Genomic DNA, 24451 nt, shown 5'->3' on the forward strand with positions numbered 1-24451 from the left:
ACGAGCAGTACAGTGACTATGGGGCTATAGCTGTATGAAACTGTCCGAAGTGTTGATACTGTGGGGGTTTGTTAATAGGGTATAAATGTATTGGGTCGGTGCGTGCGATCGATAATTGAGGCTCATTATTTTAGAGTTTAAAGAGTGTTTGGTGCTAATAATGATAAATATAAAAAAATTACTATCGGTTTCTTATTGGGAGGCTCAGTTGAGGTTAGCGCCCAGCAGTTGGCGTATTGTGCTGATCCTATATTGGAAGTGGATTTTGATGGCATGGTGGTAGCTGGATCTAAAAGGGAATTGGCTAAAGTTGCCCTTAGCGGTACGCCGATGCGGGTAGGTTGGGATCTGGACTTCACTGGAAATAAACAGCCTGACCTTACTCATTGGTCTGATGCACAGTTCACCAGTGTTGTGTCTGGGGAAGTGGCGACTAAGGTGCAGTCGGTGCACAGACAGATACCAAGGGTTGAGGAGGAAAAGGTAGAGCTTTCGGCTGAGTTTGGGCGGTGGCACGGTTTACTGGATAGTCGGGGTGTCCTGCTCGGACGCTTTGAGCACTCTGAAATGGTCAATCAAGATCGCGTCCACACGGTTTGGTGCTTCACTACACCGCCCAGGAAAATCTGGGAAATGGTTTTTCAGCATGATCAGGCTGGCGTAGCAATCAGTGGTGAAAAGGCGTTGTTACTGGATGCTGTGCGGAGCGGGCAATCGGTACGGCTTGGCTGGTCAGAGTAATCTGGGAGAAATGTAAAAGGGGAGGTATCAGCTATTGGGCTCGAACAGATCGTGCCGACCTTTATTCATATTTCGCCAGCGGGTGAAGTAATTGCGCAATTGCTGAAACCCCTCGCTTCCAGGATTCTTTTGAGCCTTAACAATAAATCATTTGCAGGTAATAGTGTCATTTGGGGAGTTAAAATGGGCCCTTCGGGAAGGGTGGAATTGATGTGGTTGGATTTAGAAGGGAGTGAGATTGCTCTTCAGCAGCTTAGTGCTTCAGAGTTCTCCTGGTATGTACAAAAGTTTGTTGACTGAGCTTCAAGGCGCAGGTGTTTTATTGAGAGAGCCCCCAGGCTGCATTGGCCGGGGGCTAGAAAAACCGAGGGGTTAAGCCAGGGATTTCAATGTTTCGCGAATCGGAAACAGGATATCGCGGGCAAGCTGTTGACTGCGTGCAGGTGACCAGCCCTCGATCAGGTCGGGCAAATCGTCATTGTCTTTAAACGGCATTTCTAAAGTGAGAGCCAGGGCTCGGAACTGGTGGCCTGCCCAGGCGGTACCAATAGTGAGGTTGGCTTCACCAGGTTTGTCCAGTTCGTAGCCGTGCTCAGTTTGAAAGTCGGGGCTGATCGCCTCATAGGCTTGTTTAAAGGTTTCCTCCAGCTTCGCATGACGCTCGTCATAGCCCGGGATTCCCTCGCAAGCGGCGACAAAGTTGTAGGGCAGGGCCTCATCACCGTGAATATCCAAGAAGATATCCCCCCCAAGCGCCAGCATTTTTTCCCGCACCAGGAAAACTTCCGGGCTGCGTTCCATTGAAGGGTTGAGCCACTCACGGTTCAGGTTGGCACCTGCAGCATTAGTGCGTAGATTCCCCCGAACACTGCCATCGGGGTTCATATTGGGGATGACGTAAAAGACGGTATCTGCCAGTAGGCACTGGGCTGAGGGATTAGCGTCGTCGAGCAAAGCTTCAAGGAAACCTTCCACAAACCACTCGGCCATGGTCTCACCGGGATGCTGGCGAGCAATCATCCAGACTCGATGCTTGGCGGTATCGGTATTGCCGACAGTGAGCATGGTCATATCACGCTCATCGAGGGTTTTCCCCAGGGTCTGGAGCTTGACCAGGTCATGACTTTGCGCCCAAGCGAGCAGATCCAAGTGACGCTCCCAGGAGTAGGGCGCGAAATAGGCTAGGTAAATACTTGGCTCATCCAAGATTATGGTGAAATCCAGGCTGTTCCCGTCGTAGTTGCCGCCGACCCGGAACCAATTTTGGCGGTCGTAAGAGGCGCATACTCGATAGTTGTTCCAGCCTTCGGGGTAGGCGGACTTACCGGCGTTGACTATTCGTAGCGGATAGCTGGTACCGATGTCGCCTTCCAGGCGAAAGTGAAACCACTGGTAGAAGTCAGAGTTGTTATCCTGGCGGATGGCCAACTCAATAGGGTTGCTGTCGGTGTTGATAACTTCGATATTACCGCTGTCAAAGGCGCTGGTTATATACATTTAGGGAGCTCCACTCTTGTTCTTGAGCGCAGGATACAGCGGTAGAGGGAATTTTTCAGGGGGAGGCGGGGTATATCGCCACTTTCGAGTGCAATTGGGCGGGAACGCACTACCTGTTGGGCAATAGAAAAGCACGGTATCGAAGGGGATACCGTGCTTTAGCCAGTCCCTGGCGGCACCTGCTACGACTACTGCTCCCTGAAATTTCCGGTGTCATACCCCAGGCGACTGCTTACTGCCCGGTCAGATCACAAGTGCGTCACTCCACACTGTCAGAAATTAGAAATTCTCCATAACATTCCGCAGCAAGTGCTGGTTAAAGTTTAGGCAATTGTTGTGGTTCAGTGTTGTACCATCGTACTCTTCGGCGTAAATTTACGGATCTTTCGGTCTGAGCGGTTTCTGTGATGATTTTGCACAGGTGGAGCGCACCGGCTTGGTTTCGGAGTCGCTCAGCGGTCAGCAGATAACAGCCCCTGGAGGGATAGTAGTCTTGAGAGGTTTTACCATGAAAAGAAGTTTTAAGCGCGGTATCGCGACGACGGCGATATTTGTGACGGTGATGAATCTGAGTGCTTGTGGGTACTTTTTATATCCAGAGCGAAAGGGCCAAGCTGGTGGCAGGGTTGATCCTGCGGTAGTGATTTTGGATAGTGCTGCGCTGTTATTTGGCTTAATACCAGGATTAGTGGCATTTGCAGTTGATATTACCAATGGCACCATTTACCTGCCTGCCGGCAACCGTTCTGTGCTCGACCGACATGTGACCGGGGTCACGGAGGATAGCGCTGAAACAGTGGTCGACGAAAATGGGCAGGTTTGGCTCAGGTTCCCTCTGAACAAGGCAGAGTACGACAGCACCCAGCTTGAAGTGCTCAGTGCTCGGTTATCGGGTGTCTCAGGGCGTCAGGTTAATGCCGAGGACATTATTTGGCTGCGGGATTTAGCTGAGTTTCGCACGGCAACAGTTTTTCAGACCGCTGCTCGCTAGTTTTCGCCGATTTAGGATAATTTCAGTCGGCTGAGTACTGCGCATTAGCTACTACCTAGCTTTCAGGAGTGGTTGCCCTGGAACTTCTGATGGCTGGTTAAATAGCGCGTCCAAATTTGCTAACACCTTCTAATACCATGGGGATGATACTTGCAGCGAGCAACAGTCGCCATGGCGATATTGAAGCCGCGCAAATAGCTGGGTTCTGTCAAAAAGCGTTTGAGTCCAAGGCCAAAGAATAACCAGACTGCGACACAAGGTCCGCCAATGGCGATGAATGCGAGTGCCACCTTGGCAACGCCCGCCCACATTTCTGCTCCAGGAGTCGTGAACGCCGCCAGGGCACCTGTTGCCATAATCCAACCTTTGGGGTTGACCCACTGAAATGCGATGGCTTGTGTAAAACTCAGGGGATGGCCGGCCCCCTCTGAATCCATTTTCCGGGCAGTGCCGATTAACCATGCGAGATACAGCAGATAAACGACCCCTACCCAGCGAATTATTTCATGTAGAAATGGAAGTCGGTTGAAGATTGCTCCCATGCCCAAACCGATAGCAATAATCATGGCGGGAAAGCCCAGCCAAATCCCCAGTAGATGGGGAGTAGAACGGCTGGCGCCGTGATTGAGCCCAGAGGACATAATCATCAGGTTGTTAGGGCCAGGGGTAATGCTGGTGGAAAATACGAATAGAGCAATGGGCACTAGAGTTTCTATCACAGATGTACCAGAAGTAAAATCGACTCATGTTAATATGCGTGTAACTGCCAGGTGCGACAAGTGAAATTTATTGACAGCCATTGCCACTTTGATTTCGATATTTTTTCACCGGATCGCGATCAGATTTGGCAAAGGTGTATCGATATCGGGATTGATCGGGTAATTATCCCTGGTGTTTGTGAGGAGCAATGGCTAAGCCTAGGGGATTTAGTGGCGGGGCGGCAGGGTTGGTTGATGGCAGCTGGTGTTCACCCTTGGTGGGTGGGAAAATTGCAGGAGGATAGTTTTTCCAAGTCCAAGTTGAAGCAACTAAAAGACAGCCTGGCGGCGAGCTTGATTCGACATTCCTGTGTTGCGGTCGGCGAATGCGGACTGGACGCTTCGACGAATGCGAGTCTGGCGGCACAGGAGGCTATTTTGAGAATACAGCTTGAAGTTGCCTCTGGCCAGAACCTGCCGGTGATATTGCATGTCCATCGCGCCCACAATGAACTTCTACGACTTTTGAATCAATATAAACTCCCGCGAGGAGGTGTAATACATGCCTTCAGCGGTAGTGAGCAAATGGCGCTGGAGTATTGGAAACGTGGTTTTTATCTCGGCGTGGGAGGCACGATTACTTATTCCCGTGCGGTGAAGACACGACGAACATTCTCTCAGGTGCCACTGGAAAGTTTATTGCTGGAATCAGATGCTCCAGATATGCCCTTATCTGGCCACCAAGGGAAGCGCAACAGCCCGGAAAACCTTTCTGGAATTGCACAAGAGCTGGCTGATTTACGGGGAGTTCCTGTAAAAGTAGTGGCTGATGTGACCTACCGAAATACTGAGAAATTATTTTCCCTATGAGTTTTTCTGCAGAATCGTTCAGGAAGCAGTTTCCTCTCTTTGAGCAGGAAGAGAATAAAGGACTGGTCTACCTGGATAATGCCGCGACGACACAAAAGCCTGAGTCGGTAATTAATGCCGTGCGCGATTATTATGTGCACAGTAATGCCAATACTCATCGATCCAGTCACCGACTTGCACGCAGGGCTACCGAGATGGTAGAGCGAGTACGCCGTGAGGCGATGCAATTTATTAATGCTGCTAGCACGCGGGAAATTGTATTTTGTCGGGGGGCCACAGAGGCATTGAACCTATTGGCACAATGCCTCTGTGGTAATTTGCAGGCGGGTGATGAAATTGTTATTTCAACCGCTGAGCATCACGCAAATATTGTGCCTTGGCAGATGGCTGCCAAGCGTTTCAATCTGATCTTGCGGTATGTGCCGCATATGGCGGGTATCCCCCAATTTGATCGTCTCGGGGAGGTTTTAAATGAGCGCACAAGAATTGTATCGCTGACTGGCGGCTCTAACGCCTTGGGGTTGCGACCGGATCTCGCGGTTGTGCGGCAATTGCTGCGGCGAATGCATATTATGTGGATCGTAGATGGGGCCCAGTTGGCAGCCCACGATATTATCGATGTACAAAAAATTGGCTGTGATTTTTTTGTGTGTTCGGCCCATAAATTTTATGGGCCTTCGGGCGTTGGTTTTTTGTACGGGCGTGAGGTGCTGCTTGAATCAATGCCGCCTTGGCTAGGTGGTGGAGAGATGATTACGAACGTTGAACTTGAAGCGAGCCACTACGCTGGTCTTCCACACAAATTTGAGGCGGGGACCTCTCCTCTTTCTGCTATAGCGGGCCTCGGTGCCGCGATTGAGTTTCTCGGGCAACAAGATAGAAAAGCAATGGCTCAGCATGAGCAAAAACTGGTGCGCTGGATGCACCGTGAGCTTATGGCTTCACCCAATTTCCGAGTTATCAGTCAGGTGCGGCACAACTTGGGGATTGTCTCTTTTATACCGGTGCACAGTAGTGCAGCGGATTTGATGCACTGGCTGGACGGGCGCGATATTGCTGTAAGGGTAGGGCACCATTGTGCTCAGTTGCTGGGTAAAGAAAGCGGTGACTTGGTCACCGTTCGCGCTTCTGTAGCGGCTTATAACACGCACAAAGACGTTCAGACCTTTCTACAGGCGCTAGAGGATTATTGTGAGGTCCAGCATCTGACCTCCATGGCTGCTGGAGTAGAAGGCGATGATTGGTCGCAAGATGATTTTTCCCCTTTGTTGTTTGAGCGCTTGGTTTCTCAGCGCAATTGGCAGGGACGCTATCGGGAGTTATTGCTCTGGAGTAAGACCATAAGCCGAAAGCCGGGAATTCGCTGCGAAGAAAATTTGGTGTACGGATGTGAATCCGAGGCCTGGCTGGCTCACAGGGAAGAGAAGGGGCGGCATTACTTTGGCCTGGATAGTGATAGCCGTGTGGTGAAAGGTTTGGGTGCATTACTGTTATCACAAATTGATGGTCGTACCACTGAGGAGATCCAGCAGCTGGATCTCTCCCGCACTTTTATTGAACTGGGTCTTGGCAAGCACTTGAGTGAGTCGCGCAGCAATGGCTTTTATGCATTGCTGCGGCGGGCACTCGATCAAGTTGATCAGGTAGGTTCGTCACTCTCCCAGTGACTTAAGTACTACGGATAAGGCTGCTCTCCGGTGCATTCTTTGCGCTTGAAAGAGGCTTTAAGCCAAATAGCAGTCGTAGTAGTGGGGTTCTTCGAATTACAAATTCATGTAAAAGCCAGCAGCCGCTAACCGTGATCGTCAAAGCGAGGAGTGGCTCCAATATGGGTCCCAGGGATAGCTGGCTCAGTTGATAGACCGCGATAACGATGATTGTCTGGTGAAGAATATACCAGGGGTAAACGGCTTCTGTGGCATAGGGTAGCCATGACAGTTTTTTGTTCAGAAAGCGATGCCCATAAGCGAGAACTAACAAAAGCCAGAGCCAACGATTCGAAAAGATAACGATAGAGTGCAATAGTTCTTGAGCGGGGAAGCTATTGTCGGGAAGAGTTCGGTCAAGCAGTAGAAAGGCGGCGAAGGATACTGGTGCAGCCATAAGAAGTTGGCGGCGAAGCTTGGCGAGAAGTTGCCAGGGGGTAGGGCTGTTGACCAATAAGTATCCAAATAGGAAGTAAGTAAAGAATCGTGCATGGGTGTACCAATCGCCTATTACGGCATGGTTGATCCCTCCAAATCGTGGATAGAGCAATAAACCGTATAGCACCATAGGCACAATGGGCAGGATCAATAGATGCCAGGTCTTAACGCGAGCCATCATTGGTTCGAGCCACTGTGATTGCTTTAATCCGACTGCGATAGGGGCAATGGCGAGCGTGTAGCAAGCCAGGTAAGGAAGGTACCAGAGATGGTTCCAGGTGAGGCCGGCATAGCTGCCGGCAAATGCATCTTGTGGCCAGGGATAAAAAGAGAAATATTTCTGCAAGAAGGAGAGGTACCCTGGCTCTACGATACCGTTACTTAATGCCTCGAAGTAAGCCTGCGGGGGAATGATAACCAGCATTCCGAAGATTAAGGGGATCAGTAGCTGCTTTAGCCTTCGTAGCAGAAAGCCACCGGTGCCTAATTTGTGATACAGGAAATAGCTTGCAGCGCCCGAGATCAGGAAAAGCAACGGCATGCGCCACTGGTTCACTGCCAGCATAAGCAGTTGCAGTGATTCGCTTTGGTGGTCGCTTTTGACATGCCAGCCCCACTCGGCTACGTAGGCCATTCCCAGGTGATACAAGATCAGCAGACCAAAGGCCAGCACGCGCAGGGCATCGATATCGTGGCGGCGTTGTGTATTCTTGTGCATAGTTTCCTTCATTTAGATTTGAGACCGGTTACCGCTATGCTCCTTCCTGTGATACTCCGCCGGCTACCGGAAAGGGCTGAGTAGCACGGTTTCAGGTACCAATGGTGGTTTTTGAGGGTGAATAGCGGGTAGACTGGTGGCTAAATTTCATACAGGCTTGGGATAGATGACGGTGCAGATGTACCTGGCACGCAGGCGGCGGTTTGAAGTGGGATTCTGGGCGCTATTTTTTATAGTGCAGTGGTTGGTTCAGTTTACGGTGGCCTACCTTGACCATCAGCGTTGGGAGTCGACCTTTCAATCGTGGGAGTTTCTGGTGTGGGAGGGGAGTAGCATTCTGGTGATTGCGATCTTATTCCCAATGATATTGGTTTGGGATCACCGATTCCCTTTGTGCAAAGGGGAGGTCAGGCGCAATCTATTCCTACATCTATTGTTTACCCTGCCTTGGTCGCTATTACATGTTGTTGGCATGGTGGCAATGCGGTCTGTCATTTACTACCTGGATGGTGGCTCCTATAACTTTGGTAACTGGGCCGTCGAATTTTTCTATGAATATCTCAAAGACTTCCGTACTTATGCGGCTCTGTTGAGTTCGGTTTATCTCTATCGCTTCTTATTGATGCGTATGCAGGGAGAGGCACGCATGCTGGAGAGCCCGGATGAAGGGGAGCCGGTCGAACCGGTAGAGAGGCCGGAGCGGCTTCTGGTGAAAAAGTTGGGTAAGGAGTTCTTGGTTAATGTGCGCGATATTGAGTGGGTGGAGGCTGCTGGCAATTATGTGAACTTGCATTTGGGCGATAGGATCTACCCGCTTCGGGATACTATGACAAAGCTGTTGAAGCGCCTGGACCCAGAGTCCTTTGTACGTGTGCACCGTTCCTATATTGTGCGGCTGGATTCTGTTGCGGAGATTGAGCCTTTGGAAAGCGGCGACGCGCGTCTTCATTTGGTAAATGGACAGCTGGTGCCCGTGAGCCGGCGATACCGCGATCAGCTCCGGGCCCAGTTAGTACCAGCCTAACCTTTGGATTGAAGTAGTCGTTCAATCGCTCTGGAGGCGGCGGCAAAACCAAAGGTGCCTGTAACCATGGTGGCGGCACCAAAACCGCTGCTGCAGTCCAGCTTTACCCCATCCTGCATTGATCTTTTTTGCTGGCAAACCTGTCCGTCTGGTTGGGGGTAGACCATGGCCTCAGTAGAGAATATGGCATCGATCCCAAACTGCCGTTTGTGGCTCTTCTGAAAATTGTGGAAGCGATACAAGTGCTGCCGCACTTTGGCCAGCAGAGGGTCGTTCACTGTGCGGCCGAGATCGGTACATTCAATCCGGTAAAGGGAGCGCTTGCCACCTGCAGAGCCGACGGTAATCAAGCGAATCTTGCGCGCTTTACAATAGGCAATCAGGGCGGCCTTTATTCGTGCCGCATCAATCGCATCGATAACGACATCGATGGGGTGCTCGTCCGGATTGATCAGTTCCGCCAGATTATCGCTGATGATAAAGTCCTCTTCTGTGCGAATCTTTATTTCTGGATTTATTTGTCGCAATCGCTCCGCCATGACTTCGACTTTTATACGGCCGACAGTGTCTGCCAGCGCATGACTTTGGCGGTTAGTGTTGGTGATACAGACGTCGTCCAGGTCGATCAGACTTAGTCTACCCACGCCGCTACGGGCCAGCGCTTCAGCCGTCCAACTGCCGACACCGCCAATGCCGATCACTAACATGTGCGCGTTGGACAAAAGTTCCAGGGCTTTATCGCCATACAGGCGAGCGACGCCACCAAATCGCTGTATATATTGGTCAGACAGGCTCATCCGGGATCTCTTCAGGTACATCTTCTAAAAAGCGCTGTTTATCATCTTCATTCGGCAGCAGACATCGGTTGCGTCGACCAAACCAGCGGTAGCGGTTGCGGGCTACCAAGTCGTAGAACCAGTCGCGTATCGGGCGGGGAATGTAGCGTAAAACCGTCAGTAGGCGCCAGGGCCCAGACAGGTGACTGGCAATTTTTAGGGCGGCTTCGCTCTTCGTAAACTGCTGGAAATTGTCCCCGTGGCGTTCCAGCAGGATCATAGTTTCGTAAGTATCTAAAGGGAGATTCAGGCGTTCGAGGTAATACAGACCGGCCGGTGACTGAACCCGGCAAAGGGCAAAAAAGTGCTCTCTGTCGCAATTGAGTAGCAAGCGGCTCCAGCCATTGCAAAGGTGGCAAAGACTGTCAAAAAGTACGATATTTGGGGGTGTTGAGGATGGCATAGTCATAGGGGAGCGCCGGGCCGGCGCAATGGACCCGGCGCTCGATTCAAAGGATCAGTGCACGTGGCCGTGATCAACCTCTTCGGGCGTTGCCTCTCGCACGGAGACAACTTCGACATCAAAATGCAGTTCAACACCGGCAAGGGGATGATTGCCGTTAATGGTCACTTCATCGCCGTCGATGTCGATAACTTCAACTTCGATAGGGTGACCTTCAGTGCTCTCAGCGCGGAAAGCCATACCTACAGTCAGTTCCTCTACGCCGCCGAAAGCACTGCGGGGCATGGTTTGGATCAGTTCCGGGTTTTGCTCACCATAGCCATTTTCAGACGCAATAACAGCGGTAAATTTGTCACCTGGTTCCTTTTCCAGCATTTCCCGCTCCAGGCCAGGAATGATGTTGCCGACCCCCTGTAGAAACTTGAGCGGCTCTCCGTTGGCCGAGGAGTCAATGACTGCTCCGTCGGCGTCTTTCAGGGTGTAGTGGATCTCCACAACTGTGTGGTTGGAAATCTTCATGAATAATCTCTGACTGTGTAAGAATATATGAACAAGCGCTTACCGCTGTGCTAAAAAACGGGGGGTAATAGCTGCGAGACGCAATTGTATTGAGAGGGCAGGCGCGCCGCAACATGTGCGGGCACGCCAAGTTGATCAACAGGCTATGGATAGGTCCTGCTCACACCCTCCGTAGAGGCCGCTTGCGGTGGAGACAAGGTGACTGCAGAGTTCTGACGGATAGCCAAGTTCCAATAGCTGCCCTTCAAAATAATCCAGCATCGCATCGAATAACTCGGGGTTTAATCCTCTGGCCAGAAAACTTGCCCGGCTGGTCCGATCGGGCTCCGGTGTGGTTGATAGTGCGTGGTTAAGAAATTGAGCTTGGCGACTTAATTGTTTGCGGAAATCGCAGGTTTCGTAGGTTGAAAGGTGATGGCTAATGGCACCGTAAAATTCACTCACTGTACGGTTGACAAATTTAGCACCCCCAACCTGATCCAACAGGCTTTCCATATCTCTCCCCCCGGTGAGCAGTTGGCACTGATTAAAAAGTTATCCGCAGAGCCGAAAAAATATTTTGTTAGTTAAAAGCACAAGGTGCGTTGGCTCAATGGCGGTACAGCATTAATTGCTGACGAGCGTAAGACATATTCATTCGCTATGCCAACTTGCTTTAAGAAAATTGTCATTCGGTTCGACAGGTTGTCATATATAGAGGCCTTATATCCGCCATGAGGAAAAATGACGTTTGCGCAAGTGTTTTCTTAAGCTTTACACTTTACTTTTGTTTGTTGGTGTTAAACTGCACGCTTGCACCAAATTATAAATTTTCAACAGGTTGAGACAAATTATGGCAAGTATTTTCACTCAAATAATAAATGGCGAATTGCCCGGAAATTTTATTTGGCGCGATGATAAAGTTGTGGCCATTTTGACGATTTCCCCCATTAAAACTGGCCATTGTTTAGTTATTCCAATCGAAGAAATTAATCACTGGGATGATGTCCCAGTGGATCTTGCTGCCCACTTGATGTTGGTTGCACAGAAAGTGGCGAAAGGGCTCAAGGCCGTATATTCGCCAAAGCGCGTTGGCGTCATGATTGCAGGGTTGGAGGTGCCTCATACTCACATCCATCTGATACCGGTCAACGAATTGTCAGATTTTGATTTTTCAAAGCAGAATCCCGCTGCGCCAGAGCAGTTGGCACAAGAAGCTGAAAAGGTCCGCGAGGCGCTGCGGGAGTGTGGCTTTAACGAGGCGGAGAGCGCTTAAATTTTGCTATTGAATTGATTCTGACTACGGGGTCACCTGAGTGTTCTTCAGGAAATTTGTGGAGGCCACTGCATCCGAACCCGGACCTCAGGTAGTCTATTGCTAAGAAATGGTAACAACGATGAGATTCCCCCAATGATGACCTTGAAGAAAGCTCTTTTTACTCCGCTGCTGGCAGTTTGGGCCATGCTTGCAGCTTATGGTGCCTCTATCCAGGCTGAAGAAATGGAAACCAAACACTTCGATGTTAAAGGGTTTACACAGGTGTCCCTGAAGGGAAATTCGCACCTGGAGCTGATACAGGGCGATAGCTTTACCGTGGTCGCTGCTGGTCCCACCAGCACAATGCCCTACGTAAAGGTAGAAGTAAAAGGGAGGACGCTTGAGTTGTCGGTGGATGAAAACACCCAGAACTGGTTGGGGTTTGTCACAATCTCGCGGGGGCAGGGACAGGAGGTCAACTTTACTGTGACTATGCCAAAAATAGACGCCCTGAGGGTAACTGGTTCGGGCGAGGCCAGGTCTGCCAGTATTGAGAGCGAAAGCCTCGATTTGGCGGTGACGGGCTCTGGCACCATCGATGTCGACAAGGTGGCCTCAGAGAACCTTAAAGCTTACATCACCGGTTCCGGTGATCTATTTTTAGAGAAGGCACTGGCCGTCAGCGGTGAGGTAGCCGTTACCGGTTCTGGAGACATGAATATCGGCAATATCACAGGGGAAAGTCTGTCTGCTGAGATCAAAGGTTCTGGCGATATGGTAGTTGGAGGGCGTGTTGCCACTGTGAATATTCGGGTAATGGGATCGGGAGATTTTTCTGGCCGCAGTCTTCGCGCAGACAGCGCCAGTGGGTCCGTGATGGGCTCCGGCGATATTGTTTTGAAGCGACCAGGGAGCGATTCATTTTCCGTAGTTGGGTCAGGAGACATCGCGCTGGTCGACTAATCCGCAGTACTATCACTTAATCTATTTTGCGCGCTGCCCAAGAGGAAGCGCGCTTACCTTTGTGAGAGTGTTCTCCTCAGATCTCTGCCTTACCTTCCCGGAAGCTGCTTTTCTATGAAACCCCAGTTGATAGAGTGCGAGCCTCGCGCACACGCGGACTCTGCAGATACAAAAAACCAATCCCGTCCCCGCTTGAAAGATAAGTTGCGTCGCTGGGGACGGGAGGCCCAGGACAAATCCCACTGGGCGGCTGAACGCCTGATGGATCGGCGAGTCTGTGTTGGGGTTACGGGACTCAGTGGCGCGGGCAAGTCAACACTTTTAACCAGTTTGATCTATCAGCTCAGTCACCCGCAGAAGTCCCAATTGCCCGGTTTTGCGCCAGCCCTGAATGGGGATTTATTGGGTGCGGAGCTGCGGCCCGCATTGGATTCGGGGTTGCCACCTTTTGATTATGAAGGCTGTCTAGCCGCGTTACTGGCAAACCCTCCACGCTGGCCGCAAAGTACCCGAGATGCGTCGGCGATGGAATTGCACATCCATCTGCGTAGTCGCCGTCGCTTCAGGGGAGAGGGTACCAGAACCCTGATATTGGAGTTGCGCGACTATCCGGGAGAGTGGTTGATGGATTTGCCGCTCTTACGTATGGATTATACCGAGTGGTGTCGTCATCAGGCCCACCTCATTGGTACAGATACTCGTTCGACACTGGCGCCACAGCTAATCGCCAAGTTGGCGGCACTTTCTCCGCAGGCGGACTCGGGTGAAGTAGATTTGATGGCCCTCTGGGGGGAGTATCGCAGCTTCCTGCTGGATTGTAGGGCACAATGTAAGCTCAGCTATTTACAGCCCGGTAGAGCTCTACTCAAAGACGAAGATTATGGGGTCTTACCGTTACTAGATTTGCGCGGACTGGATTCAGCGCAGCTCGCCGCGTTGCCTGAGACCTGTGTCTACAAAGTTTTACAGAGCTATTATAACGCCTATGTGCAAACGCAGGTCCGCCCCTTTGTCGAAAGCCACTTTCATCATTTGGATCGACAGCTAGTACTGGTTGATATGATTGGCACTTTGTTCGCTGGTGAACAGGCTCTGGAAGATATGCGATTGGCATTTGCCCATATCGCTGACACATTTCACTATGGTGAGTCAGGGCTGATCAGTAAGCTCTGGCGGCCACGAGTGAACCGATTGCTGTTTGCTGCGACTAAGGTGGATCAGGTACTCGCTGCGGATCATGATGTTCTGCGCCAACTCCTCGGACAGCAACTACAACAGACTTTCTCGGATGCTCGACTTCGGGGCTTGCCGGTTTTTAGTGAAGCGATTGCGGCAGTTCGCTGCTCTAGAGAAGGGCAGAGGAATGGGCGGCGACTATTAATGGGGCACGATCTGGGCGGGCACTACTTGGGCTTCGAGAATGCAGAAATTTTTGCCCAGCTGCCGTATGAGGATCAGGGTTGGCAGCATTACGAGGGGGCTGCCCCCCCACAGTTGAGGCCCCCGTTGGGGATGGAGTCTGGCCATGTTCCCCATATCCGGGTCGATGCGCTATTGAACCTGCTGTTGGGAGATAAAGTGTGATTGAGAATGAAAAGAGTACGGAATATCGACGCGAAACCCGTATCGAATCTTTAGAGGAACCGAATCGAGAGGACTCAGAAAGGGATGCCACACATGTTGAGTCTCTCAGCGATGAGGCAGTAGAAATCCCCAGATCAATCACCACCGGTGAGTCATTGCCGGACCGGATTGCCTTCTCCGAATTACGTTTGCCTGTGTTTAGGTTTAAGTGGTTAAAGCCAGCAATCTTTTCTGCTCTCGCGGTGGTTGTGGCTGTTATTGCCTGGGAATTTCACGGCCTGTATCAATGGGCGGCGGATAAACACTGGGGGCTGGGGGCTCTTGTAGGGTTGCTCATCGCCGGAGTTGTCGGAGCTATTGGCGGTTCAGTATGGGAATTCTTTAACGCTGGGCGTCCGATCAGCAAGTTGCAAAAAACCCAGGCAATGGCTGCTGAAATCCGTGACTGTCGAAGTCATCAGGAGGCGCAGGCATTCAGGCGCAGTTTGCAGGAACACTTTACCGGTAAACCCCAAGGGGTATTACTCAATCGGGTTTTGGATGAAGCTGCCGATTACTACGACAGCAGTGAGCTGCTACAGCATCTGGAGGTCACCTTTTTAAATGCCTTGGATCAGGAAGCGCTGAGGAGAATTGTGCGCCACTCAACTGCGACTGGAGCCTTGGTAGGTCTAAGCCCTTTCGCGAGTATTGATATTCTGGTGGCCTTACGACAGTCGTTGCAGATGATTGACGATATCGCCCAAATTTACGGAGTACGCCCGTCGCTTGTGGTGCGCTGGCGCTTGTTTAAGAAAGTTCTGTCATTGGTCGCCTACAGTGGGGCCAGCGAATACGCAATCACGGAAATGTGGCCTGAACTTGTCGGTGACAGTGTGTTAAGTACAGTTTCGGCTCGGTTGGGGCAAGGCGTGGGAGCGAGCCTGTTTATTGCGCGTATAGGGTTGGCCACGATACAGAGCTGCCGTCCAATCCCTTTTACAGAGAAGCAGCGTCCGCGTCTGCGCTCAGTTATGGCTCGCATTGGAGCCGGCCTGAAAGAGCGCATGCCGGAGATATTTTCTGTTGCAAGGTTTGGTCAGCGCAGAGAAGGTAAAATTCGTCGACCAAGCTCAGAGTGACTTTGTCTGGCAAATACTCAAGGCCCGGGCTGTAACTATTGAAACTGTTTTTTCATGAGCATTCGGGTGTGGTGTCGGTCGACTAGCTGTGCCAGGGTTTGGTAGCGACGCTTGATAAATGGGGAGGGGTCGTTGTTTCCCGATTCATCCTGATATTCAACCCCAGAGCGGACATGTTGAAGTTCTTTGGCCAGCTCTTTGATGGCATTGAAAATTTTCTGCGTATCGCCCTTGTTGTGGAATACCGAGCTTTGCGTTGTATCCGTCAGGTAGCTATTACACTCGTTTAGCCAGTCCAGCCTCTGCTCCAGGAATTGAATGGTGTTGCGAATTCCCCCTTTATACTCAGGGTTGAAATGCTCATTGATGTATTTATCGAGGCTGCGCATTCCGGTGTTGACAAATTGCTCCACTACATCACTGCAGTATTTATCTGAAAGGTAAGAAGGATGGGATTTTGCATTGCTTAAATTGCTGATGAGTAGTAAACAGGCAAGCAATAGGGCGCGCTGAATCACTGTATTAAAGACGTTCATGTTGTTGCCCATAGGGTTTGCTCTTATTAATAGCTGTTATTTTATCCGCCTAAGATTTTTTTTGTTTTGTAATTTCCTTAGGTGGACTGAGATCTGTGATACTAGTCACATGAATATCCAATGCAAAGTCAAGTGTCAATGATTATTAAGTAAGAAATGTCAGCTTGAGATGGTTGTGCAGGGTGGTCTTCTTTGTCGGGTTGCCCAAATAATATTCGAAAATATGGTTGAGAGGGAATGTGTTGTGGCTGAGTATGATTTTGACCTTTTTGTTATTGGGGCTGGTTCCGGTGGTGTGCGGGCAGCCCGTATGGCTGCTGCGCAAGGCATGAAAGTGGTAGTGGCTGAAGATCGCTACATGGGGGGAACTTGCGTAAATGTTGGCTGCGTTCCCAAGAAGTTATTTGTCTACGCAAGCGGTTACCAAGCAGATTTTTCAGATGCCGGTGCATATGGGTGGAGTCGTTCCGATGTTGAATTCGATTGGCCGACACTACGCGATAACAATGCCAAGGAAGTTGCGCGGCTCAATGGCATATACCGGAGCTTGCTAGAGGGCTCTGGTGTAAAGATCCTGAACGGCAGGGCGAATGTTACTGGTCCGCACTCGGTATCGGTAAATGGCGATCAAATGACTGCGGAGCGTATTCTGGTGGCGACAGGAGGGTGGCCATTTATACCGGAGATTCCAGGTCGCGAATTCGTATTGACCTCCAATGAGGTCTTCTCTATGGAGACCTTGCCCAAGCGGGTGCTGGTTGTTGGGGGAGGGTACATTGCTGTTGAGTTTGCCGGTATTTTTGCTGGCCTGGGTGCAGATGTGCACCTCTCCTACCGGAGGGACTTGTTCCTGCGAGGATTTGACCGCGATATCCGATCTTTTGTGCGCGATGAAATGCTGAAGAAAAATATCGAGTTGAAGTTTAACCACAATGTCGCATCTATTGAGAAGTTGCAGGACGGTAGTCTTCTTGTTTACGCCGATGATGGCTCTAGCATCAATGTTGACATGGTTCTTTACGCAACTGGGCGCGTCGCTAATACCAGTGGTTTGGGGGTGGAGGAGCAGGGGGTTGTTCTTCATCGGGATGGAACAATCTCAGTAGACGACAATTTCAGGACCAATATACGTTCAATTTATGCTCTCGGTGATGTTACAGGGGAGCCCCAGCTAACGCCGGTTGCTTTAGCGGAGGCGATGGCCCTGGTGAAACACTGGCGCACGGGAGAGACTGCTGATATTGATTACAACAATATACCCACCGCCGTTTTTTGCCAGCCCAATATTGGCACAGTGGGTTTGTCTGAGGAGGAGGCCAGGAATTCAGGGCTGAATGTCACCGTCTTCAAATCGGAATTCCGCCCTATGCGCCATACCGTAAGCGGTAATACTGAGCGGACGCTTATGAAGCTGGTCGTTGATTCTTCTACTGATAAGGTTATTGGTGTGCATATGGTAGGTGATGATGCAGGAGAGATCATTCAGGGGATGGCTGTGGCTCTCAAAGCGGGCGCCAGCAAGAAAACCTTTGACGAAACCATAGGAATCCACCCAACGGCTGCCGAAGAGTTTGTGACGATGCGGACTCCCGTGGAGGGCTAGGTTGGAAAAATTGCGGCCGAGAAGGTGGCATTGGGGCGGTTCATTTGGGGTTAAAGCGAGAAAAGGCGACATTTATGTCGCCTTTTCTCATGGTTCAGCGATCAGTTCAGCTCTTCTGCAATTTCCGATTCATGTTCATGCAGCGCTTGATGCCGCCGGGTTTTCTTGCGTTCACCGCGTTGTTTTAGGCAGCGCTCGGCAGAGGCAAAAGTATCATTAACCGCGCGGTGAATTGATTCGTGCTCACTACTAATAGTCACGGAATTGCCACTAATCGCAAGCTCTAGGGACGCTCTGAAGTGTCTGCCTTTGGTTTTGTGTTGATGGGGAGCTTCGAGGACGACGCGACTATGTATAATGTCGCCACAATAACGTTCCAGCTTATGTAGCTTTTTACATACGGTAGTAGCCAGGGCGGCAGACTTATCGATATCGCGGAACACAATGTTATCGTTAGGCGTTGATTTCATGGGCAAATACCTCCGGTTAAAAGAAACCATGCAGGCCGCAGTTGCGGTTTGCTGTAAGAAGGTAGGGCGCCCTAGGGGGAGGGATCGGGCCTGTAGTTTGGAGCACCGAGCTGCCGGAATCGCAACGATTGTTTGCTGACAAAGCAGCTTCAGGTGTTTTACGTCCGGGTCGGGCTTCCACTGAGTCCAGCGATCTTCTCCCTGGTATCCATAATGCTTCCGCTAGAAAAAAAATCAAGCGCTATCGCTGAAAAATTTCATATGAATTTCGGTGTGATGCCATTCTCCTGACCAATATCAGTAAAAATTAAGGTTTATTGGCGAGTTGCTGGGTCGGGTGGACGCAAGGTCATTGCCGTCAGGTCGCGGCCTGCGTAAAATTGACCATATTGCACGGTAGCTTTGGTACATTTCAGTGCCAAGAGTGGCTGTGATCCCAAGTTACGAAACACATCAAATCGAGAAATGGGTTCTGGACGATGGTGGTAAAGCGGTATTGCTCGCTTCTTTTTGCGGGCTTAGTAGTTTTTGGTGGGGTAGCGGCGCAAGCGCAGACACCCCTCACGGCGGAGAAAAACCGCTTGGCGCGGCTGGAGCAGGCTCTTGAGAACAGGAGTGTGGAACTCGAGGATATCGAGAATGAATTGCTCTCCTACGAATATAAACTTGAGCAGGCACAGAAGTCTCTTGATGACCTGAGATTGGAGTATGAGGCGAGTCGACAGGAGTTGGATCAGGCTCGTCGTGGTTATGAGTCTGATGCCAGTTCCGACGCGGAGCGTCGTCTAACCAAGGCCAAGCATGGTTTCGCCATGGCGGAGAGGGGGGTGGATAGTCGCTCGCGACGTCTTGAGTTTATTCAGGCGAATCACAAAGAGCTCCAGCAAAAATTGCGGGAAGAGAAACAGGCGATAGCTGAAACCAAGACAAAAATCTCCGCTCAGCAAGACAAAATCAGCAATATGGTAGAGACGATGCTGGCTAAGGCTGAAGCTTCTGAAAGAAGAGCGGCCTTAGCAAGAGCTGCCGCATCTGCTGAAAAACCGAAGCCGCCCAAGATTCGTGCGCAGGTGGTCAAGGAGTCGCCGAAACGAGTCGCCCCAGAGAAACCGAAGCCGGTAGCAACGCGTGACATTGATCCAGAGTTGCTAGCCTATGTCACGCGTGAACAAGCGCGCCTGAATACGTTGCTGGCCGATGAAGAAAGTAATGAGCGGCAGACTTTCCGCAACTTGGAGTTGAGACCGGTAGGTGGCGAGCGTTTGCCGTTTGAATTCCTGGGTAAAAACCAATATCGGGCTATTGCCACGGTGGAGGCGGGCCGCCAGACCTATAAGATTAATACTTGGAAATTCCGTCGGACTATCCCTACGGAGGATGATGGTACCCGTTACGTATTTATTTTTGACGCACGACGTCTGTCTCGGCCGAGACTGGTGATGTATCCGGAATATGTGCTGGCGGGTTTAAATTAGTCTGCTGCTATTCGGGGATGTACAGAAAAGCGAGCCTGAGGCTCGTTTTTTTGTTTTCGGTAATCTAGTGCTGAGGTTTTAACTTTTTCCTGTGGCAATCGTTTAGCAGTTGTACTGCTCAAGCTTGTCCAGAGGCTTCTGAGAATTGAATGGAGAGGGTACTCAGAACTTACGGCACTTGCAGGCGGGTTTTCTGCAGTTGGGTATAGAGGCTGCTTCCATCAATGACTGGCTCGCTTTGGTACAAAACGATATTGTTCAGGTTTATTTTGTGATTGAGTTTGATCGGGATAAAGTCTCCGAAACCGTCCTTGTTTCTGGCTAAGGTGATGTGCGGGCGGAAGAGGCGACTTTTTGTTTCTATGCCCAATTTTTTTACCAGTGCGCTACATGATTGATTAAGAGCTTTTAGTTGCTCGCTGGCGACTAATTCAGCCGCAATTAAATTGGATTCATTTCCGGGGAATGCATCGAGGCTGGATGCCACCTCGAGGGATTCTTTATTGGAGTGGCTAATGGCCGCTAATCCAGTTTTTAGTGCCGGAATTAACTGGTTGGGAGTTTGTCCGAGAAAACAAAGGGTGATGTGTCGGTTTGTGCGCATCGTCCAGTGTGTACTTGTAGTCCTCTGTACGGATGGCTGGGCCCCCAAGCGATCAACTAGTTTGTCTAAAAAATCCTGTGCGGCTTGGTCGGGTTGAACCCCAATAAAAAGCCTCGAATAGGGGCTGTCAATTATATTGGCCATGAATTTCACTCCCTGCCCTTGATTAATAGACGCTTGCCCATATCTATTTTATACAGCAGGCAGCTTCAACGAGAAGTGCCTTCTGATACAGACCTGGTCAACTGACGGGCACAACTTAATATTGCTCTGAATTGAGGATATAACAATGCGTAATTTTGATTTTTCTCCACTGTACCGTTCAGCCATTGGTTTTGACCGCATGGCCAATTTGTTGGATGCGATGTCTTCCAGTGAGCAAAAACAGCCTTCTTATCCACCCTATGATATAGAGCTGACGGGGGATGACAGTTATCGGATTACTATGGCTGTGGCTGGATTTGAACAATCAGAACTCGATATACAGGTCGAGCAGAATCGCTTGCTGATTAATGGCACCAAGCCGGGAAATGACAGTCAAGGGAATTACTTGCACCGAGGAATTGCGGCAAGAAATTTCGAGCGCCGCTTTCAGCTTGCCGACCATGTAAAAGTAACCGGAGCAAAGCTAGTAAACGGTCTTTTACATGTTGATTTAGTACGTGAAATACCTGAAGCAATGAAGCCTCGAAAAATAGCAATCAGCGAAGATAATATGCTGCGGCATACTGAAAATGAGGTTAGCACCAACACAGCAGTAGCTTGATTTGTCATTTCAATGCCCTCTGTGCCGCCATGCGGCGGTGCAGTTTTACCATAAGAACAAGTACCGCAGCTATCACCAATGTGATCGCTGTGCGCTAGTATTTGTGCCTTCAGAATTTCATTTGACGGCTGAGGAAGAGCGGGCCTATTACGATCTCCACGAAAATTCGATAGAGGATGATGGCTATAGGCGATTCCTTAGTCGCTGTGCTCTGCCCCTTTTGAATGAGCTAAAAGGCGTGCAGGAAGGGTTAGACTTTGGCTGTGGACCTGCACCGTTACTTGCTAGGATTCTTGCTGAGAGTGGACATAAGTTGGCGTTATATGACCACTATTATTTCCCCGCCAAAGAGACGCTTGATAAAGATTATGATTTTATTGTAGCGACAGAAGTGATCGAACATCTGTCCAGGCCCGGCCTTGAGTTGGAGTCTTTGTGGCGGAGGCTGCGCGTCGGAGGTGTCATGGCGTTAATGACAAAGCTGGTAATTTCTGTTGAACGCTTTGCCTGCTGGCACTATATACGGGATCCGACGCACATCTGCTTTTTTAGTGTTGAAACATTTCACTGGTTGGCCCAGTCACTGGGGGCTGAGCTTTATTTTGCCCAGGATGATGTTATTTTTCTGCGCAAATTATGTGTTCACCCGGAATAATTTTGCTCTCACCGTGGTGCGATACTCACTGGGAGTGGTTGACAGGAATTTTTTAAATAGCGCAGTGAAGTGCCCCATATCCTGATAGCCAACCTTCTCTGCGATTTCGTTTACGGATAGATTGCTGGATTGTAGTAGTTCACGCGCCATGTCGACTCTGACATTTTGCAGGTATTGTAAGGGGGTCTGCCCGGTGGCGAGTTTGAAGCGACGATTAAATGAGCGCACGCTCATTTCAAACAAATGTGCGACTTCACTCAGGCGTACTTCGGTATAGCAATGCTCTTTGAGCCAAGCTTGAGCTTGAACAATATCTTCGTCGGGATGTAGCTGCACCGACCCTTCAGAGTATGCAATCTCATCAAAGGGGCGGCGAATTTCATGGGAGAAATTACGCTCAACGTGGCTTGCAATAGCCGGTCCGTATAGCTGCCGAATCATATGCACGGTGACATCGGCGAGAGCATTTACGCTGGCTGCGCAAAATAGCTTATCGGCTTGGGTGATGAAATATTGGCGCTTGAGTTGAACCTCAGGGTAATCGCTGCTGAATTGATCAAAGTAATGCCAGTGTGTTGTGGCCGGTTTGCCGTTAAGAAGCCCGGCTTCCGCGAGGAAACAAACGCCAGTGCCGACGGCACTGATGGCCGATCCTTTTTTTGCCTGTTGACGCAACCATTCAAGTAATTTACCGCTTCGTTTAAGCGTGGGGCGAGGGTTGCGCCACATCGCCGGGATGTAAATGAGATCGCAGTCCGATGCTTCACTCAGGGCTGCGTCAGGTTGAAGGGTGAATCCGCAGCTGGTTTTAACGGGTGACCCATCCAGACTCACAGTCATTAATTTCAGGGTGCCATTAATGCCCTCGACTCGGGCGCGGCTTTCTGCACCTCGGAGCATCTCAAGTGGAAGTACAGTGCCGGTTGCCAGCATCTGATCGATAAGAAGAAAGGTTACTGTTCGCATTACACATCTATGCGCATTTGCGCTATTGGCCAAAACACTCAATTTTGCTGGCCAGTATGCCCATAACTGAACGGAATCACCACCCCCTACACTCCCTATCTCTTATTTTTGTAGTGTTAAGTACTTGGCTGGAGGTCAGGATGCAGCGCCTTCCCGTAATCACCGCTTTCGGTGGATTCAATCCTGCTGGACGAAGCTCTTTCCATCGGGGTTATTCTCGCCTCGTCTTGGACAAATTGGGCAAAAAGGAGCGCGATAACACACTCTCTGATCTGGCAGCTCTAATGGGGTTGCGTGCGGGCAGTGAGGCCACCGGCCCTTTGGATCGGCAATTGCAGCAAAAGGTGCTCGATGGAACTTTGGTTCGGGAGCTCGAGGGCCGGTACTACGATTACCGCAAGTGCCATTTTCACCAAGCTGCCCACCTGGCCAGCTCCGGGGGCCTGACATTTGAAATATCCACCCGACAGCTTCCACAGCCGGTGCCGGCAGATTGGCAACTGGAACCTATTCCTGGGGGGAAGGTTCGGGTAACTGCGTGCAGTTTGTCGGTAATGATGGACAGTTTCAGAGAAATTTCTGTGGCTGCTGCTGGCCAGCTGCCAACAGGGTTTGAGCCTGGCGAGCAATATAACTCACGCTTTCACCCCAGGGGTCTGCAACTGGCCCTGCTCGGTGCATCTGATGCTGTGCAGTCTTTGGGGGTTGATTGGGAGGCCGTGATAAGTGCAGCAGGCCCGGGAGCGATCTCTGTGTATGCGGCCTCCGCAATGAGTCAGCTGGATTCATATGGTAATGGCGGGCTGATGCAGTCCCGCTTGCGTGGGGGGCGGGTCACATCCAAGCAGCTGGCCCTGGGTCTAAACAGTATGCCAGCGGACTTTGTCAATGCGTACGTATTGGGCAATGTGGGTTCCACTGGGGCTGTTACGGGTGCTTGTGCCACGTTTTTATACAACCTGCGCGCAGGGGTAGATGATATCCGCTCCGGTCGTGCCCGGGTGGCGGTGGTTGGCGCATCGGAGGCGCCCTTGGTGCCGGAGATTGTGGATGGCTATTCGACAATGGGCGCCCTTGCCAGCACCGAGAATCTGCGCAAACTTTTCCCTGGGGAGGTCGATTATCGGCGTACCAGCAGGCCTTTTGGGGAGAACTGTGGTTTCACTCTGGGCGAAGGTACCCAGTGGGTGATTCTGATGGATGATGCTTTGGCACTTGAGCTTGGGGCTACGGTTTATGGTTCTGTAGCTGGTGTGTTCACTAATGCCGATGGCACCAAAAAGTCAATTTCTGCACCGGGCCCTGGTAATTATTTAACGATGGGTAGCGCGATGGCGGAGGCTCGGGCGATTGTTGGTGAAAAAAGTTTACGGCGCCGCAGTTTTGTCCAGGCGCATGGATCTAGTACTCCGCAAAACAGGGTGACCGAGTCCGCAATTCTCGATCGCTTAGCCGGCGCTTTTGGGATAGAACGTTGGCCCATTTGTGCGGTCAAGGCCTATTTGGGCCATACCGTGGCTTCCGCGAGTGGGGACCAATTAGTGACGGCACTGGGAGTCTTTGCGCGAGGCGTACTTCCGGGAATCACGACTGTTGATCGTATTGCCGATGATGTGCATCGCGATCATTTGGATATTTCCCTTGAGCATGTTGAGCGGGATTCGCACTCGCTCGATCTTGCTTTCTTGAACTCCAAGGGGTTTGGGGGCAATAACGCTACGGCAACGATTCTGTCGCCGAAAATTACCGAAGCGATGATGGAAAAACGCCATGGTAAGCGAGCGATAAGCTGTTGTAAGGCGCTGAATGAAGCTGTTGCAGAAAAGGCTGGAAAATATGATGCCAAAGCGTCTCGCGGTGAATTGGATGCAATTTATCGGTTCGGTGAAGGGTTGATTGATGAGGGTGAAATTAAGGTGACACAGGAAGAGGTGCGCCTGCCTGGCTTACCCCCAGTAAAGCTTCCAAATAGCAATCCATTCGAAGATATGGTGTGATTATAATTCGGTTAATACTTGGGGGCTGACAGT

The 24451-nt window shown here is 50.7% G+C and carries 25 protein-coding genes; 14 read left to right on the plus strand and 11 right to left on the minus strand.

Annotated elements, in window-relative coordinates; translation table 11 throughout:
• The first annotated feature begins 144 nt into the window (after positions 1-144).
• Positions 145-741, plus strand: a complete 597-nt coding sequence (locus tag MO867_RS02805) for a hypothetical protein (protein WP_252464430.1) — start codon at positions 145-147, stop codon at positions 739-741.
• Positions 742-1113: 372 nt separating this feature from the next.
• Here the strand turns inward: MO867_RS02805 and MO867_RS02810 are convergent, their stop codons facing one another.
• The gene (locus tag MO867_RS02810) at positions 1114-2238 is read right to left on the minus strand and encodes a M14 family metallopeptidase (protein WP_252464431.1); all 1125 of its coding nucleotides are present in this window, start codon (positions 2236-2238) and stop codon (positions 1114-1116) included.
• Positions 2239-2746: 508 nt separating this feature from the next.
• Between MO867_RS02810 and MO867_RS02815 the strand changes: the two genes are divergently transcribed.
• Positions 2747-3229 (plus strand): hypothetical protein, encoded by a 483-nt coding sequence (locus tag MO867_RS02815; RefSeq protein ID WP_252464432.1) that lies wholly within the window; start codon positions 2747-2749, stop codon positions 3227-3229.
• Between the two features lie 119 nt (positions 3230-3348).
• On the opposite strand, the gene MO867_RS02820 is transcribed toward MO867_RS02815, so the two are convergent.
• A complete protein-coding gene (locus MO867_RS02820; protein ID WP_252464433.1) occupies positions 3349-3948 on the minus strand; it encodes a LysE family translocator in 600 nt (199 codons plus the stop codon).
• Positions 3949-4008: 60 nt separating this feature from the next.
• Here MO867_RS02820 and MO867_RS02825 point away from each other — a divergent pair, with 60 nt between their 5' ends.
• Together MO867_RS02825 and MO867_RS02830 are read left to right on the plus strand one after the other, a co-directional pair.
• On the plus strand, positions 4009-4797 hold the full coding sequence (locus MO867_RS02825) for a TatD family hydrolase (protein WP_252464434.1): 789 nt from the start codon (positions 4009-4011) through the stop codon (positions 4795-4797).
• The gene (locus MO867_RS02830; RefSeq protein ID WP_252464435.1) at positions 4794-6464 is read left to right on the plus strand and encodes an aminotransferase class V-fold PLP-dependent enzyme; all 1671 of its coding nucleotides are present in this window, start codon (positions 4794-4796) and stop codon (positions 6462-6464) included. The genes MO867_RS02825 and MO867_RS02830 overlap by 4 nt, the downstream gene beginning before the upstream one ends.
• Position 6465: 1 nt before the next feature.
• Here MO867_RS02830 and MO867_RS02835 read toward each other — a convergent pair whose 3' ends face one another.
• Positions 6466-7659, minus strand: a complete 1194-nt coding sequence (locus MO867_RS02835) for an acyltransferase family protein (protein ID WP_252464436.1) — start codon at positions 7657-7659, stop codon at positions 6466-6468.
• 166 nt (positions 7660-7825) lie between these two features.
• Between MO867_RS02835 and MO867_RS02840 the strand changes: the two genes are divergently transcribed.
• Positions 7826-8683, plus strand: coding sequence for a LytR/AlgR family response regulator transcription factor (locus MO867_RS02840; protein ID WP_252464437.1), 858 nt, complete (start codon positions 7826-7828; stop codon positions 8681-8683).
• Here MO867_RS02840 and tcdA read toward each other — a convergent pair.
• From tcdA to MO867_RS02860, 4 genes are all read right to left on the minus strand, one after another.
• Positions 8680-9480, minus strand: a complete 801-nt coding sequence (gene tcdA, locus MO867_RS02845) for a tRNA cyclic N6-threonylcarbamoyladenosine(37) synthase TcdA (RefSeq protein WP_252464438.1) — start codon at positions 9478-9480, stop codon at positions 8680-8682. The genes MO867_RS02840 and tcdA overlap by 4 nt on opposite strands.
• Positions 9467-9928 (minus strand): thiol-disulfide oxidoreductase DCC family protein, encoded by a 462-nt coding sequence (locus tag MO867_RS02850; protein WP_252464439.1) that lies wholly within the window; start codon positions 9926-9928, stop codon positions 9467-9469. The genes tcdA and MO867_RS02850 overlap by 14 nt, the downstream gene beginning before the upstream one ends.
• Positions 9929-9976: 48 nt before the next feature.
• On the minus strand, positions 9977-10441 hold the full coding sequence (locus MO867_RS02855) for an FKBP-type peptidyl-prolyl cis-trans isomerase (RefSeq protein WP_252464441.1): 465 nt from the start codon (positions 10439-10441) through the stop codon (positions 9977-9979).
• A 135-nt stretch (positions 10442-10576) separates the two neighbouring features.
• Positions 10577-10936 carry a hypothetical protein gene (locus MO867_RS02860; RefSeq protein WP_252464443.1) on the minus strand — a complete coding sequence of 120 codons (360 nt, stop codon included), beginning with the start codon at positions 10934-10936 and terminating at the stop codon, positions 10577-10579.
• A 337-nt stretch (positions 10937-11273) separates the two neighbouring features.
• On the opposite strand from MO867_RS02860, the gene MO867_RS02865 reads away from it, so the two are divergent.
• The 4 genes from MO867_RS02865 to MO867_RS02880 all read left to right on the plus strand — a co-directional run bounded on the left by MO867_RS02865 (position 11274) and on the right by MO867_RS02880 (position 15346).
• Positions 11274-11696 carry an HIT family protein gene (locus MO867_RS02865; RefSeq protein ID WP_252464444.1) on the plus strand — a complete coding sequence of 141 codons (423 nt, stop codon included), beginning with the start codon at positions 11274-11276 and terminating at the stop codon, positions 11694-11696.
• Between the two features lie 135 nt (positions 11697-11831).
• Positions 11832-12641, plus strand: a complete 810-nt coding sequence (locus MO867_RS02870) for a GIN domain-containing protein (protein ID WP_252464446.1) — start codon at positions 11832-11834, stop codon at positions 12639-12641.
• Positions 12642-12755: 114 nt separating this feature from the next.
• Positions 12756-14225 (plus strand): YcjX family protein, encoded by a 1470-nt coding sequence (locus MO867_RS02875; RefSeq protein WP_252464448.1) that lies wholly within the window; start codon positions 12756-12758, stop codon positions 14223-14225.
• Positions 14222-15346 (plus strand): YcjF family protein, encoded by a 1125-nt coding sequence (locus tag MO867_RS02880; protein WP_252464450.1) that lies wholly within the window; start codon positions 14222-14224, stop codon positions 15344-15346. Before MO867_RS02875 ends, MO867_RS02880 begins: the two co-directional genes overlap by 4 nt.
• Before the next feature lie 35 nt (positions 15347-15381).
• Here MO867_RS02880 and MO867_RS02885 read toward each other — a convergent pair whose 3' ends face one another.
• Positions 15382-15882 (minus strand): hypothetical protein, encoded by a 501-nt coding sequence (locus MO867_RS02885; RefSeq protein ID WP_252464452.1) that lies wholly within the window; start codon positions 15880-15882, stop codon positions 15382-15384.
• 244 nt (positions 15883-16126) lie between these two features.
• Here MO867_RS02885 and gorA point away from each other — a divergent pair, with 244 nt between their 5' ends.
• On the plus strand, positions 16127-17485 hold the full coding sequence (gene gorA, locus MO867_RS02890; protein ID WP_252464453.1) for a glutathione-disulfide reductase: 1359 nt from the start codon (positions 16127-16129) through the stop codon (positions 17483-17485).
• Positions 17486-17586: 101 nt separating this feature from the next.
• On the opposite strand, the gene MO867_RS02895 is transcribed toward gorA, so the two are convergent.
• Complete coding sequence (locus tag MO867_RS02895; RefSeq protein WP_252464455.1) at positions 17587-17955, minus strand: HPF/RaiA family ribosome-associated protein; 369 nt, start codon at positions 17953-17955, stop codon at positions 17587-17589.
• Positions 17956-18434: 479 nt separating this feature from the next.
• On the opposite strand from MO867_RS02895, the gene MO867_RS02900 reads away from it, so the two are divergent.
• A complete protein-coding gene (locus tag MO867_RS02900; RefSeq protein WP_252464456.1) occupies positions 18435-19430 on the plus strand; it encodes an HlyD family secretion protein in 996 nt (331 codons plus the stop codon).
• 169 nt (positions 19431-19599) lie between these two features.
• On the opposite strand, the gene thpR is transcribed toward MO867_RS02900, so the two are convergent.
• Entirely contained in the window at positions 19600-20178 is a 579-nt protein-coding gene (thpR, locus tag MO867_RS02905) for an RNA 2',3'-cyclic phosphodiesterase (RefSeq protein WP_252464458.1), read from the minus strand.
• A 145-nt stretch (positions 20179-20323) separates the two neighbouring features.
• Between thpR and MO867_RS02910 the strand changes: the two genes are divergently transcribed.
• Together MO867_RS02910 and MO867_RS02915 are read left to right on the plus strand one after the other, a co-directional pair.
• Positions 20324-20800 (plus strand): Hsp20 family protein, encoded by a 477-nt coding sequence (locus MO867_RS02910; protein WP_252464459.1) that lies wholly within the window; start codon positions 20324-20326, stop codon positions 20798-20800.
• A gap of 1 nt (position 20801) precedes the next feature.
• Positions 20802-21455: a class I SAM-dependent methyltransferase gene (locus MO867_RS02915; RefSeq protein ID WP_252464461.1), complete on the plus strand. Its 654-nt coding sequence runs from the start codon at positions 20802-20804 to the stop codon at positions 21453-21455.
• Here MO867_RS02915 and MO867_RS02920 read toward each other — a convergent pair.
• Positions 21435-22421 carry a GlxA family transcriptional regulator gene (locus MO867_RS02920; RefSeq protein ID WP_252464463.1) on the minus strand — a complete coding sequence of 329 codons (987 nt, stop codon included), beginning with the start codon at positions 22419-22421 and terminating at the stop codon, positions 21435-21437. The genes MO867_RS02915 and MO867_RS02920 overlap by 21 nt on opposite strands.
• 140 nt (positions 22422-22561) lie before the next feature.
• On the opposite strand from MO867_RS02920, the gene MO867_RS02925 reads away from it, so the two are divergent.
• Positions 22562-24418, plus strand: coding sequence for a beta-ketoacyl synthase (locus MO867_RS02925; protein WP_252464464.1), 1857 nt, complete (start codon positions 22562-22564; stop codon positions 24416-24418).
• Positions 24419-24451: the final 33 nt, after the last annotated feature.

The sequence above is a fragment of the Microbulbifer okhotskensis genome (genome assembly GCF_023895975.1).
GTDB classification, from domain to species: domain Bacteria; phylum Pseudomonadota; class Gammaproteobacteria; order Pseudomonadales; family Cellvibrionaceae; genus Microbulbifer; species Microbulbifer okhotskensis.